Below are 14,896 nucleotides of genomic sequence, written 5' to 3'. Positions count from 1 at the left end.
GCATTTATTGCGGCTTGGCTTTGCCGGCGCCCGGATCGATAGGGGCGACAAAGCTTCTGAGATCAAGTGTGGGCGGCTCGCCGGCGCCGATGCGATGATCGAGGATCAATGCCGGCGTATTTCCCAACGCCAGGGCGAGCTGGCTGAAATAGGTTTCGGTGAGGAAGGCTTGCCCCGCGTTCTGCCACGCCTGGCGCTCGGCGGCGAAACGCAGATCGGCGGCCTGCGCCCGGGACAGGCTCTCATGGGCGGCTCCGGCGGCCCCATCGGCCACCAGGCTGGCATCCAGCCGGGCGGCGTCAAGACGTGCCGCCGCCTGGCCGCGCTCGCGGGCAATCAGCGCCTGGGCGGCGATTTGCGCGGCCTGTACGCCATGGTAGGCATTAGCGGCGCCGGCCGGCGGATGAATGGCCTCTATCACGATAGCCAGGATTTCCACTCCGCTGTTCATCTGGTCGAGCCGCCCCTGCACCACTTTGCCGATGTCGGCGGCCAAATCCGCCCGCTGGTGGCCGAGCACATCGTCCAGGGTGCGGGAGGCGAAATCATCCACCAATACCCGGTTGGCGGTGCTCTGAATCAACGCCGGGATATCGGCGGTATTATAGGTGGCCGCCAGGGCCGCCTTATCGCTTAGCCCGATGCGGTAGATAAAGCGCACGTCCATGTTCACAATCTGGAAGCTCTGCTTGTCCCCCGCCGCGCTGGCGATCACCTGGGACCGTTCGCTGGGGTGATAGGCATCCCACAGGCGATTGGCGCTGTCCGGGGCCGGACCTTCCGCCGGCGCCGGCACGCCGCCGGCCGGGGTATCCGCCGAACCGGTGGTAAGTTCATGAACCACGCCATTCTCCACCGACAGTACGCGGCCGAACGGCCAGGGCAGCCCGATATTCAGACCGGGGGCAATCACCTTGACCGGCTTGCCGAAGCGCTCATAAATGCCGCGGCCGTTAAAGGGGACCTCGGTGACGCCGGTCAGCAGCCAGCCCGCCAGCAGCAGAAACGCCAAAATCGGCAGGGAGGCCCTGCGCATAAAGGTGAAGGCCCAAATCTGCCGTAAATCGATACCGAAGCGCTGCTGGAGCTCATGCTGAAAAAACTGCAGCGGGCGGGGCGGCCAGCGCAGCTGCGCCGCCAGCATGCTTTCGCCAACCAGGCGCGGCTCCTGACGCTCTCGGCGGGGAGTGAATAATGAGAGCACCGCCCGCGCCATCAGCTCCAGCGCCACCAGCGCCGGCAGTAAGCCCGTCAGGCTCGCCAGATATCCCGGCCAGGAAGAGGTTGCATTGGCAAAAAGCAGACAGGGCACGGCGAGCAGTTGCACCGCGATAACCATCCGCACCACGGGCATCAGTCCCGCTGCTTCCGGCCATTGTTCCGGCGGACTGGCCGCCAGGTGCCGTTCCAGCACCAGCAGTCCGAAGGCGGCCAGAATCAACAGGCCCACCACCACATAGGCGGTTTGATCCACCAGCCCGATACGGGCGCCGACGTTCCAGCCGCCGCGTATCAGCAGCATCGCCAGTAGCGACAAACCAATCAACCACAGGGGGTCGCTACCGATCCGACGGAGCCGGGCGGAGAGAAAAAGCGCGATACGGCCCGGCGGCGGCGCTTCCGCTGAGCCCGCCGTGTCAGCCGGATGCGGGCCTGGCGCGGCTATTGGGATTGGGGACGGAGATTCGGCCGAAAGCATCCCGGCAGCGTTGGTTGAGGCCGACGTTACAGCCGACGGCGCCCCGGCAGCGCTGTGTGAAGCCGAAATTTCAGCCGGCGGCGGCGCGGTAGCGTTGATTGAAGCCGAAGTTTCAGCCGGGAGCGGCGCAGCGGGGGAAGCGTTAATTTGCGCCAGGGCCGCGGCGCGCCAGGCCGCCACCTGACGGACGGAGAGCAGCGCGGCGGTAAATACCAGCAGCGCCGCGATATTATTGCAAACCAGCGGCAGCCAAATCGACCCCGGCGCAATCCAATGAATAAGGAGCGCCGCCAGCAATAAAATGGCGCACAGCACGGCCAGCGCCTGGGCGAAACGATATAAGCCGCGCGCCTGGAAAGCGGCCCGCTGGAAGCGTGGAAGCGCCTTGATATCGGCGGTGTCATCATCCAGATCAACGCGCATGATTACTCAAACATTGGCTGCATGGGAAAGAGGGTCCTTTTATGCTCCACGGCCCGGCACATAAAATATTCTCATTCCGAGAACGGAAACGCACTATGGCGGGAGGAGAAACGGCATACTCCGATTAAGCACGACTATATAACATTACGCTGGCAGAAAGGCTAATGACTTTGTATTACAACGGTAACAATTGGCCTGAAGAATACGGCGTGCCCTACCCCCCGCCAGGCCGGGTTATCGGTTTGCCGCCGGCACGCACGGCCTTCGCCAAATGAGGTTTCGGTCACTCAGACAGGGAAGCTTGCCGTTGGTCATAGCAATGGCTCTCATGGAGCCATTAATCTTCAGACCGTTTTGTTATTTTTCAATTGGTAATATTCATCGAGATGCAGTTTCACAACATTTATCGTTGCATCATCTCTGTTTTTGAATTCGGATAACATCAATTTCCTGACGCAATGCTCAATATTTTCCATCTTGTTGCTTTCAAGAATCGCTTCTTTTTCTTTAATTCTCGCCTCAATATTTTTATGGAAAGCGCAAGGATCATTTATTGCCTGTTCAGACACCGTGCTGTTGAAGGACACTATTTTCCCATTATTCCGATCAGGCGGATTGCCCGCCGCGATGAAGGAATGCCTGAATTTTGTGAATGTAGAGTTAGTGTCGGACCTAGCTAACTCCCAAAGCTCGGCATATGAAATTTTATCTATTGACTTTATTGAGAAGATAAGACTAGAGGCGTTCACGTTAGACAACATATTCCCCAGGTTTCCTTTTTATGGTTATGATTTTCGTGTTAATTATATTCTTTCATTAATGCCTTTTTCCTGAAAAAATCCATTAAAAACAGAGCATTAATTGCAAAGTTAATATTATATTAACCTGTACAACCTCAACGTAACGCAAACGCCTTACAAACTTGGTGCGCTGGATTTGGGATTCCAGCAGCGACGTGCTGGAGATGTCTAAAAGCACTACTCACCGGCTGCTTGCGGTGCTGGTGCATGAAAGAATAGGTTTTACCGCCTGCCCGAGCGCCCCATGGCTCGGCAGGCCCGCAATCACCGACCCTGCAACGGCCGTGTTATAGGGAGACCGCCCCAGAACGGGACTTGATATAAAAATCGCTTAACTGTTCGATAATCTCCACCATCAGCGGATCGTCCCCCTCCCCCTGATGCCGCGCCATGCCGATATCCACCAGCCTTCGCACCTCGCGGGCAATAGTTGCCGATGTGCCCAGGGAATCCGCCAGTTCCGTCGCTGAACGCATATCCTTCGCCGCGATGGCAAGGGTAGCCCCGCTGACATAGTCGGTTTGCCACGCCAGAGGCACCCGGTGTTCCAGCGCCCAGCTACCGCCGCTGCTGATACTGATCACCTTGATAATGGTATCCGGATCCAGCCCCGCCTTGACGCCGGCCACCACCATTTCCGAGGCGGACGCGAGGGCGGCGAACAGCATGGCCTGATTGATGGTCTTCATCGTCGCCCCCAGTCCCGCCTCGTGGCCGACGTTAATTACGTTTTTACCCATCGCCCGCAGCACCGGCATCATGGCCTGCTGCAAATCCGCCGGACCGGATGCCATAATGGTCAGCGTGGCGGCCCGCGCGCCTTCCACTCCGCCGCTCACCGGCGCGTCCAGCACCCGAAACCTGCCCTCGGCACGCGCGGCCAGCGCCCTGACAAATACCGGTGAAAGGCTGCTCATGATAATCAGCGTCTTGTCTATGGCCGCCCCGGCGGCAAAACCATTCACCCCCCAGACCGCCGACTCGGCCTGTTCGCTATTAAGGACCATCAGCACCGCGGCGTCGGTGCCGGCGGCCAGGCTCGCCGGCGAGTCCGCCGCCTGGACATTAATCTGCGCCATTCGCTGCCGGCTATCCGGTCGCGGATCAAAGCCCGCCACGGAGTAGCCGGCGACGGACAAATTTTTCGCCAGGTTCCAGCCCATCTGCCCCAAACCAATCATGCCGATATTCATCGTGTTTTCTCCGTCATGCCGTCACTATTGCGCCGTCCAGCCGCCGTCCACCAATAAATGATGGCCGGTAACCAGATCGGCGCCTTCCGAGGCCAGATACACCACCGCCGTCGCGACTTCCGATGCGAGGCCCAGGCGCTTTATAGGGATACGCCGCATCACTTCATCCGCTATCTCCCGGTCCTGAAAGGCTATCTTCAGCAAAGGCGTATCCACAAAGGTCGGTCCGACGCAGTTGACCCTGATGCCCTGCTCCGCCCACTCAATGGCCATGACCTTGGACATATGCACCAGCCCGCCTTTACTGGCGGCGTAGGCGGAACGCTTGTAAAAACCCACCTCGCCGATTTGCGAGGCGATATTAATGATCCGGCCAGGACGCCTGGCGTCCAGCATCCGCCTGCCCACCGCCTGGCTTAAAAAAAACACCGATTTCAAATTCAGGTCGAGCAGGTAATCCCAGGTCTGCTCGTCAACGTCGGTGGCGGATTGCTGGATATTGGTCCCGGCGTTGTTCACCAGGATATCGATGGCGCCCACCTCGTCTTCGATGCGGGAAACCAACCGGTCAAAGCCGTGCGTATCGATAAGATCGGCCTGAAACGGGAACATCCTGCCGCCATACTCCTCTTTGGCGGTGCGGGCAACCTGCTCCAGCAGCGCTTTGTCGCGGGCGACAATGGCCACCGTCGCGCCGGATTCCGCCAGCGAATGGGCGATGGTCTCCCCCAGTCCTTTGCTGGCGCCGGTGACGACGGCGATTTTATTATCAAGACGAAACCCCGGAAAATACCGCATCGGTCCTCCTAAATATGATTTTGCCGAGACTCATTGCCGGCCACAGCGGGCTCCCAGCATCTTTTGCGCCGCGTCCTGCAGCACCGAGACGGTACCGAACGCGCCGGGTTTGGTTAAAATAAAAGGATACGCAGCGTCCGGCGGCGCGGCGATGGGCACCGAATCGGCAAATTCGCCGGTCACCAGCAAACCGCGCCATGCCAGCATGTCGAATAACGCCCCGGTGGTTTCACCGCCGACTATCATGATGCCCGCCCCCGGCAAGCCACGCACCGCTTCGGCAAAGGGCGCCGCCAGGGCTTGCGCCAGATCCCGGTCGCTCCAGCCCCGATCCTGGCAAAACCGGCTCACACTATCCGCAGTGCTTTTTGCGTCGGTATGCACCAATACGACAGGCGCGGTGGCGCTGGCGATTTCCCTGCGTATCCGGCTCAGTTCCCGTTCGCCGTCGTCGCCGATGAGAGAAGATACCCGTACCGCGATATTGACGGCCCCTTGCTCAATAAGATAATCCACCTGCGCCACCGTGGCGGAGGCGGTGGACCCCACCAAGACCACCAGCCGGGACGCCTCGCCGGGAGGCTGCATATCCGGCTTGCCCGCCAGCCCGACCAGCGCCCGGCCCAAGCCGTAGACGCCGGCATAGGCGTTGATACCGGCGCTCCCGGCGCCGCCGACTATCTGCCGGATATCATTTTGCGTCTCGGTATCGGCGATAATCACCGGACAGTCATTAGCGCGCAGCCAGGCGCTGACGGCCGCCGCGCCGCCGCGCACCACATCCAGCGGCAGGGATAAAGGGGCCCAGCCCAGCGCTTGCCCCACCAAGGCGACGATATCGATACCCTGTCGGCCGGATTTCCACTGATAGCCGGCCCGAACGTGGATATGCATGGCCGGACAGGCCGGTACGATCATCAGCCGTTCGCCGACGGCTTTGGCGAATGCCGCCAGCTCAGCGGCGACGTTGCCCTTCAGGGTGCTGTCGATCTTTTTCATCAGCAAGGTAAAACCCGCCTGCCTCAGCTGCTGAACCGCCGACACGACGCGCTGCTCCGCCTGCGCCACCGGCATATAGCGGCTGCCGGTTTCCAGCACCAGCGTCCGTAATTCGACGCGTCCGTCAGTTTGCAGGCGCAGTACGGGCACCGGTTTGCCGGGGCGGGCGATTTCCCCCGCGATAGCGGCGCCGCCGGTGAGATCGTCGGCCACGATACCTAGCATATTCTCTCCCTTACCGGCTCATCCGTGCTGAAGCCGGGCTTTGGTCATGGCCAGTTCTTCGGCCTGTCTCACCGCCCGGGACAGCAGTTCCGGTTTGGCGATGCCCTGCCAGGCGATATCAAAGGCCGTGCCGTGGCCGGCGGTGGTGCGGATAATCGGCAGCCCGACGGCATAGGTCACATAGCCGAACCGCTTCAGGGGGATAGTGCCCTGATCGTGATACATGGCCAGGATGGCGTCGTAAGCGCCCTGCTCCGCCGCGTAAAACAGGCTGTCGGCCGCCAGCGGATCGCTGACGTTCATGCCTTTGCGTCGGCAGGCGTCCAGGGCGGGTTTGATGTGCTCGATTTCTTCCATACCCAGCACGCCGTTTTCTCCGGCATGGGGATTAAGGCCCGCCACGCCGATGCGCGGATTGGGTAAGCCGAATTCCTGCCGCAATGAGGTGTGCAGTTCCCCCATGATACGTTCGATACGCGGCTGCTTGACCCGCGCCACCGCTTCCAGCAGCGAGCAATGGGCGCTCACCAGGCTGACGCGCAGCGGACCGCCGATCATAATGGTATGAAAGGCGGTCGTGTTGGTGAGGTGGGCGAAAATTTCGGTTTGCCCCTCGAATTTGTGCCCCGCCAGATGAAAGGCCTCTTTATTGGCCGGCGCGGAACAGATGGCGCTCACCTCCCCCGCCAGCGCCAGCCCGGTGCTCAGCCGAATGGCATCCACCGATGCCTGGCCGCAGATTTTGCTGATGCGGCAGGGGACCACGTCCTGGTAGTCGAGGGGGACATCCATTACCCAGACCACGCCGGGCTGGCGTTTGGCCTCCTCAGCCCGTTCGACGGTAAGGATTTCCACCTCCAGTCCGATATGATCCGCCACCCGCCGCAGCAGTCCTGCTGAACCGATAAGCACGACGGGAGTCCGGGGCATCAGCAGTTCGGTAGAGGCCACCTTGAGGCTTAACTCGGGACCGGTGCCCGCCGGATCGCCGACGGTAATGGCAATGGGCTTGATGGTCTTCATTTTCCCGCCTCCGGTTGTTCATCGAATCCCATTTTGCCCGGGGAGAGTATTGCCCGGGGATCCAGTGCCTGTTTAAGCTTAGCCAGTACCCGCAGGCTGTCGCCATGTTCGCGCACCATCCAATGCTTACGCGCTTCCCCCACGCCATGGTGATGGCTGATGGAGCCGCCATGCTCCAGCACCGTGCGCATGGTGATGTCCCAGACCTGGTTGAAGCGGCTCTCCGCGTCCTGTTTGTTTTTACCGACAATGAAAAAGATAAAGTAGATGGCGCCGCCGTTGCTGTAGAAATGGGAATAATGGGCAAACGCGTTGTCGGCGTAAGGGGATATGGCATTCAGCACCTTATCGTGCAGGGCTTCCAGCGTATGCCAGCCGGCGGCGATTTCGATGGCGTCGGCAAAATCAAACTCCCCGGCGTTGCCGCGATCCAGCCAGCCGGCGTCATAGCGGGTTTTTTCCCAGATTTCTCCTGGCGTCGATCCCAGATCTTCACCGCCGAGGGCGGCGGTGATTTTCAATGACTCGGCCTGCTCGGCGGCGGCCACCGCCGGATTACCGTCGAAGGCCAGCACCAATAATGTCCGGTGAGCGGGCTCGATACCGCTTTTTTCAAATATATGCACCGCTTCCTTTTCATCATAAAGCCGGATAACCGCCGGCATCAAACCGCTGTCCAGCACTTGACGCACCGCGTTCAGCCCGTGGCCGACGCCCTCGAAAGCCACGCCGCGGAACAGTTGGGACGTTGCCAGCGGCAGGGTACGCAGGGTGACGGCGGTAATAATGCCCAGCGTTCCTTCACTGCCGACGAACATCTGGGCGACGGAAGGACCGGTGGAGGAGCGCGGCGAGCGCTGGGTATGAATAATGGCGCCGTCGGGCAGCACCACTTCCAGCGACGTGACAAAATTCTCGATGTTGCCGTATTTACTGCTGAAAGTGCCTGAAGAACGAGTGGCCACCAGGCCGCCGATGCTTGCCAGCGCCAGGGACTGCGGATAATGGGGCAGACGCCGGCCCGCCTCGTTGAGTATCTTTTCCAGGTCACCGCCCAAAACTCCCGAAGGCACGGTGACTTCGCCGTTTTCCGCGTCCAGTTCGGGCTTGCCGTTGAGGCCGGACAGATCGATACAGAGATAACCGCGCTGATTTACCACGCCCCCCACTACCCCGGAACCGGCGCCGAAAGGCACCACCGGGATATGATGCGCGCCGGCGAACGTCAGCACCTGCGAGACATCCCGGGCAAAGCCGACCCGCACCACCGCCAGCGGAATATGGTTATTCATTTCTTCTTCGGACCACTTTGCCGCAATGGGCCAGCGGTCATGCGCCCGGGCTTTTCGGGTTTCAAGGCTGCTATCGATAACGCACCGGGGGGCATGCTTGCGCAGCGCGTTAATAAGGGAGTCCGTATCGGTTTTGACGGCGGCTTGACTGTTCATAAGCGTCCTTAATTTGTGGGTGGCTTCAAACAATTGACATAAGTTAGGCGGAGCGTGTTTTGTATTTACAGATTACTGTATATTGTTTATATCAGATCGTCAAACGTGAAATCAACCAAGGTGACAATGCTATGTCAATCGAGACCGCAGATAATAAAGTCAAGCCGCCATCGCAAAACAAAGCCACGCTACGCTGGATCATTTTAGGTATGACCGCGCTGGTGCTGGTGCTTAACTATGCCGATCGCGCCGCTCTCGGCGTGGCCGGTCCCCATATCATCAAGGATCTGGGCCTCAGCGGTACCCAGTTCGGCTTGATTGCCAGCGCCTTCTTTTTCAGCTACTCCCCGTTCTGCTTTATCGGCGGCTGGCTGTCGGATAAATATGGCCCCCGCACGGTCATGGGCATCGCGGTGGCCTGGTGGTCGCTGTTCACCGGTCTGACCGCTCTGGGCGGCAGCTTTGTCCTCATGTTTATCATTCGTTTCCTGTTTGGTTTCGGTGAAGGGCCACAAGGGGCGGTTTCCACCAAAACCATGCACAACTGGTTTCCCCAGCGGCAAATGTCCACCGCCATGGGTCTGGCCCAGGGCGCAACGCCCCTTGGCGGCGCTATCGGCACGCCGCTGGTGGTGGCGCTGATCGGTATCGCCGACTGGCGCTGGTCATTTGTCGTCCTGGGGATTATCGGTATTTTTATCGCCATCGCCTGGTTTGCCGTGGTGCGGGATCGTCCCGATCTGCATCCCTGGGCCACGCAGAGGGATATCGATCTGCAGCGGGAAAAGCTGACCCAGCCCATCCTCTCTGCGGACGACAAGGGAGAACCTTCCCTCGGATTTTATTGCCGCATGCCGGTGCTGCTTGCCACCGCCGTCGCGTTTTTCGGTTACGGCTGGGTGCTGTTCACCTTTTTAACCTGGTTTCCCGTCTATTTGTCCGAGGTGCGCGGCGTCGATCTGAAGGGCCTGGCGTTCGCCGGCTCTCTGCCCTGGGTGTTCGGCGTGATTGGTTTCGCCAGCGGCGGATTTGTCTCCGACATACTGGCGCGCCGTACCGGCAAGCCCATCGGGGCCAGATCGGCGGTCATCGTCATAGGCCTGGTGGCAACCGCCATACAGTTCGCATTCATCACCTACGTCGCCACCACGCTGAGCGCGGTACTGTTGATGTCGGGGGTGGTCTTCTCCCTTTACATTACCGGGGCACAATATTTTGCTATCATAGGCGACATTGTGCCCAGTCGGCGTCTGGGAGGGGTCATGGGATATGTCCACGCCATCGCCAACCTGTCGGGGATCATTTCACCGGTGGTGGCGGGTGAAATCATCGATCGCACGGGAAACTGGACGCTGGTTTTCTTTACCGCAGCCGGGATCTGCCTGTTGGGCTGTATCCTGGTGTCGTTTTTCGGTCGAGAACGAAAAATAGAGGTGTATCTAAAAAGAAATGAATCTAAAAGCTGAACCTCTGACATCGCCCCGGATTAAAGGCGATGTGGAATCCCCGCAACAACGGGCGACTGAAATGGTCGCCCGGACCATTCTGGAAAGAAAAATCGGCGAGCGTTTGCCCAATGTAGGAGAATTGCGCGTGTCCATCGGCGTGGGAGCCGGCACCATCCAGAAAGCGCTGCAGGAATTGCAAAGCGACAATCTGGTGGTCCTGACATCCAAACAGCGGCAGGGCACATTTATCGTGGAGAAAAACCTGGGCGGCTTGTGGTCCAGGGCGGGATTCCATCCGCTGTCGGTTATCATGCCGCTGCCCCTGAGCTGGGAGTTCCAGGGCTTGGCCACCGGCCTGCGCGTGGCCCTGGACCATTACAATATTCCCTCTTCCTTTATTTTCGGCCATGGTTCCACCCAGCGATCAAAAGCCCTGAGCGACTCGTTATCCAACGTAGCGGTAATGTCCACCCATGCGGCCAAAAAGATTATCGCCGCCAAACCCTCGTTTTTCATCCATACCACCTACTCCGCCGGCAGCTATTACGCCGCCGGCTCGGTCATCGTCGTGGCGCGCGCCCCCCGCAGTCAATTGCCCAAAGCCTTGCGGGTCGGCATCGATCGCCTGTCCATCGATCATGCCATGCTGACGCAGCTGGAATTTCCGGACAGCGAATACGTGGATGTCACCTACGCCCATATCCCCTCCGCCCTGATAAGCGGTGCCTGCGATGTGGCCGTTTGGCATCACTCGGCGTTCGGCCTCTCCCTTCATCACCAGGAACTGGTGACCTGGCCGTTGTCCCCTTCGGCCATGGCGCTATTGACCAACGAGATGTTTTCCGCCTCGCTGGTGATTGATAAGGGCAATACGGCGACCCGCGCGGTGCTGGATGAAATCAACATCGGCCAGGTGGAGATAATCCAGCGGGAGGTTATCGACGGGAAAAGGCTGCCCACCTATTAGCGGGCAGCGAGGCCTGTTGACAAAGCGCATGGCGGGGACGGGATGTCAGTCTGCAAACGCGAAAAACACATCCCGGCAGGCCCGATGCGCCTCAGATATCTTCCAAATCCAGGCCGCGGGTTTTCGGGCCGAAGATGGCGATAACCCCCATGACAATCAGCATGCTGATAACGATAAAGATGATAACCCCCGTTACCCCGGTATGCTGCAGCAGCAGTCCGATAATGATACTGCTGAACACCGTCGACAGCCGGCTGAAGGAGTAGCAGAACCCCACGGCGCGGGCGCGGATAAAGGTGGGAAAAACCTCCGACTGGTAGGAGTGGTAGCTGTAGGTCAGCCAGGCGTTGGACCAGGTAACCAGAAAGCCGCACAGAATAAGCAGCAGCGGATTATTCTGCACCGCGAACAGCGAACCGAAAATCACCGTCACCAGGCAGGATAAAACGATTTGCCATTTGTTCTCCATTTTGTCGGCATACCGGCTGCACAGCAGGGAACCCAGGGGATACGCCAGGGTAATGAAAAAGGCATACAGCAAACTGTGGGTAATGGTGGTTCCCCGGCCCGCCAGCAAGGCCGGCAGCCAGTTGCCGAAACCAAAAAAGCCGATGGCCTGGAAAAAATTCATCACCGACAGCATCAGGGTGCGGCTGCGATAGAGAGCCGCCCAGATATCCCTGAAGGTGCCGACCTTCGCCGTTGCCGGTTCCCGATCCCGCAACGGAAAATCAGCGGCGGCGGTAATGCCGCAGCGCCTTTCCATGTCCATCATCACCTGGCGCGCTTCCCGGTAGCGCCGCTGTTGAATAAGCCAGCGCGGCGATTCCGGCAGCTTCTTGCGCACCAGCCAGATAATCAGCGACGCCACGGCGCCGGCGATAACCACATAACGCCAGCCGGTAAGGCCGAGAATGGTTTGCGGCACCAGCCACCAGGACATTAACGCCACCGCCGGTACCGAGAGAAACTGAATGAAAAACGAGAAGGCGAACGCCTTGGTGCGAAGACCGGCGGGCGTCCATTCCGCCAGGTAGGTATCGATGGTCACCAGCTCGATGCCCAGGCCCACCCCCACCAGAAAGCGCAGGAAAATGATCCACTCAGCCTGATGCTGAAAGGCCAGGCATAATGAGAACAGGCCGTACCAGGCCAGGGCGAACATAAAGGTCAGCCGGCGGCCGAATCTGTCGGCATAGGGGCTGAGCAGGCTGGCGCCGATAAACAGACCGAGAAAGGTGGCCGAGGCAAAGGCCGCCTGATCGGATACGCCGAATACCCCCTGCCCGCCGACGTGAAAAATGCCTTCGGCCACCAGCCCGCCGCTGATATAGCCGGTTTGAAACAGATCGTAGAGCTCAAAAAAGCCGCCCAGGGCCAGCAGTATGATAAAGCGCCACAGACCGGCCGACGCGGGCAACGCATCGATGCGGACCGATAAATCCTCTTCATATATCGTTAATGGGGCCGCTATCCCGGCATGGGGGGCGTACGCGTCACTCATTATTAACCCTGCCACAACATTAAAAATAATGTTTCATAATAATGGCTCTTCACTGGAATTATCTCTCTATATTTGTTTGTTATAGAAAAAATTCAGCATAAAATACTGTGCAAATAAATTTACTCATATAATCCTTCAGTCCAGCCTTAACGGCCGTGTCATCACAAGCCATGAATCTTTTCAATATGATACAAAACATCTTTTGCCAAGATAATAATTTTCCATCATGTCTATCTTGTTTGATGGCCCAGCGCCTTCAGCCAAAAGGCACCATCCACCACCATCAAGGGAGAGGATGAACATGAAACTGTACCGTTTGAAAACATTGACCAGCTTCGACGGGCTGGAAATGTGTGAAGAAGAAGCGCCGACCGCCGGCGCCCATGAGGTATCGATTCGTATCCGCGCCACATCGCTCAACTACCGGGATATCGCCATTGCCCGCAATCAATATGGCGTCGGGCAGATCCAGCCCGGCATCATTCCCCTCTCCGACGGCGCCGGCGATATCATCGCCGTCGGCCACCAGGTGCGGGGCTTTGCCGTCGGCGATCGGGTAGCCGGCATTTTCCGCCAGAATTGGCAGGGCGGACCGATGCCGCTGCGCGCCGTGCCGGCCGATCTCGGCGGCAACCGGGACGGGGTGCTGGCGCAGCAGGTGGTGCTGTATGAAGAGGGCATCGTAAAACTGCCGGCACATCTCTCCTACGAGGAGGGAGCTACCCTGCCCTGCGCCGCCGTCACCGCCTGGCGCGCATTGCATGACGGAACCCCTCTGCTGCCGGGCCAGACGATACTGATCCTGGGGTCGGGCGGGGTGTCCGTTTTTGCGTTGCAAATGGCCAAACGCCTGGGGGCCAACGTTATCGCCACCACCTCAAGCGAAGAAAAAGCCGCCAAATTGCGCGCCCTGGGGGCCGATACGGTGATTAACTATGCCGCCCATGGCGAATGGCAGCATGAGGTGCTGGCCGCCACCGGGGGAATCGGGGTTGACCGTGTTATCGAGACCGGCGGCCCCGGTACGCTGGAACGCTCCCTCCAGGCCACCGCCATGCACGGCCGGGTGGTGGTTATCGGGGTGCTGGCGGGACCGGGTACCATCAATCCCGCCCCGATCCTGCAAAAGCGCTTGACGCTGACGGGGATTTCAACCGGCAGCCGGGATATGTTCGAACAAATGAACCGAGCCCTGGAGCAATGGGCCCTGCATCCGATCATTGATACGGTATTCCCGTTTGAAGAGGCCCGTGCCGCCTATGATTATCTGTTAAGCGGCAAACATCTGGGCAAAGTGGTCATATCGGGCCCGGCCTGATGGGTTAAGCGTCATTGCCGGGCAATACCGCTTTCAGGATCGTCGGTATTCCCGGCTCGGTTCGGGGAGCATTGAGGGCGGCGGAGAATAGCCGTTTTCAAGCCCGCCGGAGGCATGAAGTCAAAACACCATCGAGCTTGCCGCCTCGGCGATAAAATCGGCGACGGCGTCGGGCCGGGACAGCATCGGCACGTGGCTGGTGGGCAGGCTGAGGGTCTTTGCCCCCAGCTTTTGCGCCGAGTCGCGCTGAACCTTGGGGGGAATGGTTTGATCGTTCTCGCCGATGACATACCATGAGGGTTTGGCACGCCAGGCGGCGGTAGTGATGAGATCGTCAAAGCACCGGACGGCAAGGGGTCCCTGGGTGGCGTAAACGACGTCGGCTTCCTGCTCGGGAAGATCGCCGGCAAAATATTTCCGCACTCCTTCCCGCGTCATCGCAACATAGTCCTCGCCATAAGGCTCGATTTCGGCGACGCCGGGCATCGGCGGATAGTCATCCCACCAGTCATTGAAGCTTTTGCCGCTATCAGGAGTGCCGGCGGCAATATACACCAGTCCCGCCACCTGGGGGTGATTGCCCGCTTCGGTAATCACCCCGCCGCCCCAGGAATGGCCGGCGAGCAGAACCGGACCCTCCTGCATTTCTATCACCCGCACCGTGGCTTCCACGTCATCCACCAGCGAACTCAGGGGGTTTTGCACCGCGACGGCCTTGATTCCCCGTGCGGTCAGCCGGGGAATGACCTTGGCCCAGCTCGATCCGTCGGCAAAGGCGCCATGAACCAGAACAACATTTTTTATGAATGTAGCCATTTGCGGTCTCCTCAATCAGCAGCGTGATGAAAGTGATTACTGCCACGCCCGATAAATGTCGAGTTGCGGGAAGGCGTCAGGCGCTGCCCCGGCGAATAACCTAAAGCTGGCGTACTGCCTTTTTTCTGTCAAGAACGCCCTGGAGCCCGCGCCGCTATCGGCACTCGCCCGGCCCGGGCCGAATTGCAATCACTGCCTTGTTGATAATTCCCTGTTTCAACACAAGAAACAAACC

Annotated in this window: 13 protein-coding genes; 4 read left to right on the top strand and 9 right to left on the bottom strand. The window is 59.3% G+C overall.

Annotation, left to right across the window (positions count from 1 at the left end; translation table 11 throughout):
- Positions 1 to 4: 4 nt before the first annotated feature.
- Positions 5 to 2,122: an SPFH domain-containing protein gene (locus tag ACL2XO_RS11310; protein WP_413742729.1), complete on the bottom strand. Its 2,118-nt coding sequence runs from the start codon at positions 2,120 to 2,122 to the stop codon at positions 5 to 7.
- Between the two features lie 344 nt (positions 2,123 to 2,466).
- The gene (locus ACL2XO_RS11305) at positions 2,467 to 2,883 is read right to left on the bottom strand and encodes a hypothetical protein (protein ID WP_413742728.1); all 417 of its coding nucleotides are present in this window, start codon (positions 2,881 to 2,883) and stop codon (positions 2,467 to 2,469) included.
- 164 nt (positions 2,884 to 3,047) lie between these two features.
- Between ACL2XO_RS11305 and ACL2XO_RS11300 the strand changes: the two genes are divergently transcribed.
- Entirely contained in the window at positions 3,048 to 3,215 is a 168-nt protein-coding gene (locus ACL2XO_RS11300) for a helix-turn-helix domain-containing protein (RefSeq protein WP_413742727.1), read from the top strand.
- Here ACL2XO_RS11300 and ACL2XO_RS11295 read toward each other — a convergent pair.
- Genes ACL2XO_RS11295 through ACL2XO_RS11275 form a run of 5 tightly spaced genes read right to left on the bottom strand, consistent with a single transcriptional unit; the run spans position 3,210 to position 8,608 of the window.
- The gene (locus ACL2XO_RS11295) at positions 3,210 to 4,115 is read right to left on the bottom strand and encodes an NAD(P)-dependent oxidoreductase (protein ID WP_413723962.1); all 906 of its coding nucleotides are present in this window, start codon (positions 4,113 to 4,115) and stop codon (positions 3,210 to 3,212) included. The two genes, ACL2XO_RS11300 and ACL2XO_RS11295, sit on opposite strands and share 6 nt — an antisense overlap.
- A gap of 24 nt (positions 4,116 to 4,139) precedes the next feature.
- Entirely contained in the window at positions 4,140 to 4,913 is a 774-nt protein-coding gene (locus tag ACL2XO_RS11290) for an SDR family NAD(P)-dependent oxidoreductase (RefSeq protein WP_413723961.1), read from the bottom strand.
- A 30-nt stretch (positions 4,914 to 4,943) separates the two neighbouring features.
- Positions 4,944 to 6,137 (bottom strand): four-carbon acid sugar kinase family protein, encoded by a 1,194-nt coding sequence (locus tag ACL2XO_RS11285; protein ID WP_413723960.1) that lies wholly within the window; start codon positions 6,135 to 6,137, stop codon positions 4,944 to 4,946.
- 18 nt (positions 6,138 to 6,155) lie between these two features.
- Positions 6,156 to 7,160: a 4-hydroxythreonine-4-phosphate dehydrogenase PdxA gene (pdxA, locus tag ACL2XO_RS11280; protein ID WP_413723959.1), complete on the bottom strand. Its 1,005-nt coding sequence runs from the start codon at positions 7,158 to 7,160 to the stop codon at positions 6,156 to 6,158.
- Entirely contained in the window at positions 7,157 to 8,608 is a 1,452-nt protein-coding gene (locus tag ACL2XO_RS11275) for an FAD-binding oxidoreductase (protein ID WP_413742726.1), read from the bottom strand. The genes pdxA and ACL2XO_RS11275 overlap by 4 nt, the downstream gene beginning before the upstream one ends.
- 131 nt (positions 8,609 to 8,739) lie before the next feature.
- Between ACL2XO_RS11275 and ACL2XO_RS11270 the strand changes: the two genes are divergently transcribed.
- Both ACL2XO_RS11270 and ACL2XO_RS11265 read left to right on the top strand, forming a co-directional pair.
- A complete protein-coding gene (locus ACL2XO_RS11270; protein ID WP_413742725.1) occupies positions 8,740 to 10,074 on the top strand; it encodes an MFS transporter in 1,335 nt (444 codons plus the stop codon).
- The gene (locus tag ACL2XO_RS11265) at positions 10,058 to 11,023 is read left to right on the top strand and encodes a YhfZ family protein (protein ID WP_413742724.1); all 966 of its coding nucleotides are present in this window, start codon (positions 10,058 to 10,060) and stop codon (positions 11,021 to 11,023) included. Before ACL2XO_RS11270 ends, ACL2XO_RS11265 begins: the two co-directional genes overlap by 17 nt.
- A gap of 91 nt (positions 11,024 to 11,114) precedes the next feature.
- Here the strand turns inward: ACL2XO_RS11265 and ACL2XO_RS11260 are convergent, their stop codons facing one another.
- Entirely contained in the window at positions 11,115 to 12,527 is a 1,413-nt protein-coding gene (locus ACL2XO_RS11260; protein ID WP_413742723.1) for an MFS transporter, read from the bottom strand.
- A 301-nt stretch (positions 12,528 to 12,828) separates the two neighbouring features.
- On the opposite strand from ACL2XO_RS11260, the gene ACL2XO_RS11255 reads away from it, so the two are divergent.
- A complete protein-coding gene (locus ACL2XO_RS11255; RefSeq protein ID WP_413723954.1) occupies positions 12,829 to 13,845 on the top strand; it encodes a zinc-dependent alcohol dehydrogenase family protein in 1,017 nt (338 codons plus the stop codon).
- 120 nt (positions 13,846 to 13,965) lie between these two features.
- Here the strand turns inward: ACL2XO_RS11255 and ACL2XO_RS11250 are convergent, their stop codons facing one another.
- A complete protein-coding gene (locus ACL2XO_RS11250; RefSeq protein ID WP_413742722.1) occupies positions 13,966 to 14,661 on the bottom strand; it encodes an alpha/beta fold hydrolase in 696 nt (231 codons plus the stop codon).
- Positions 14,662 to 14,896: the final 235 nt, after the last annotated feature.

The sequence above is a fragment of the Sodalis sp. RH15 genome (assembly GCF_047324255.1).
In the GTDB taxonomy this organism is placed as follows: Bacteria; Pseudomonadota; Gammaproteobacteria; order Enterobacterales; family Enterobacteriaceae; genus Acerihabitans; species Acerihabitans ligni.
Note: the sequence above shows the minus strand (reverse complement) of the source record. Positions and strands in the feature narration are given on the sequence as shown.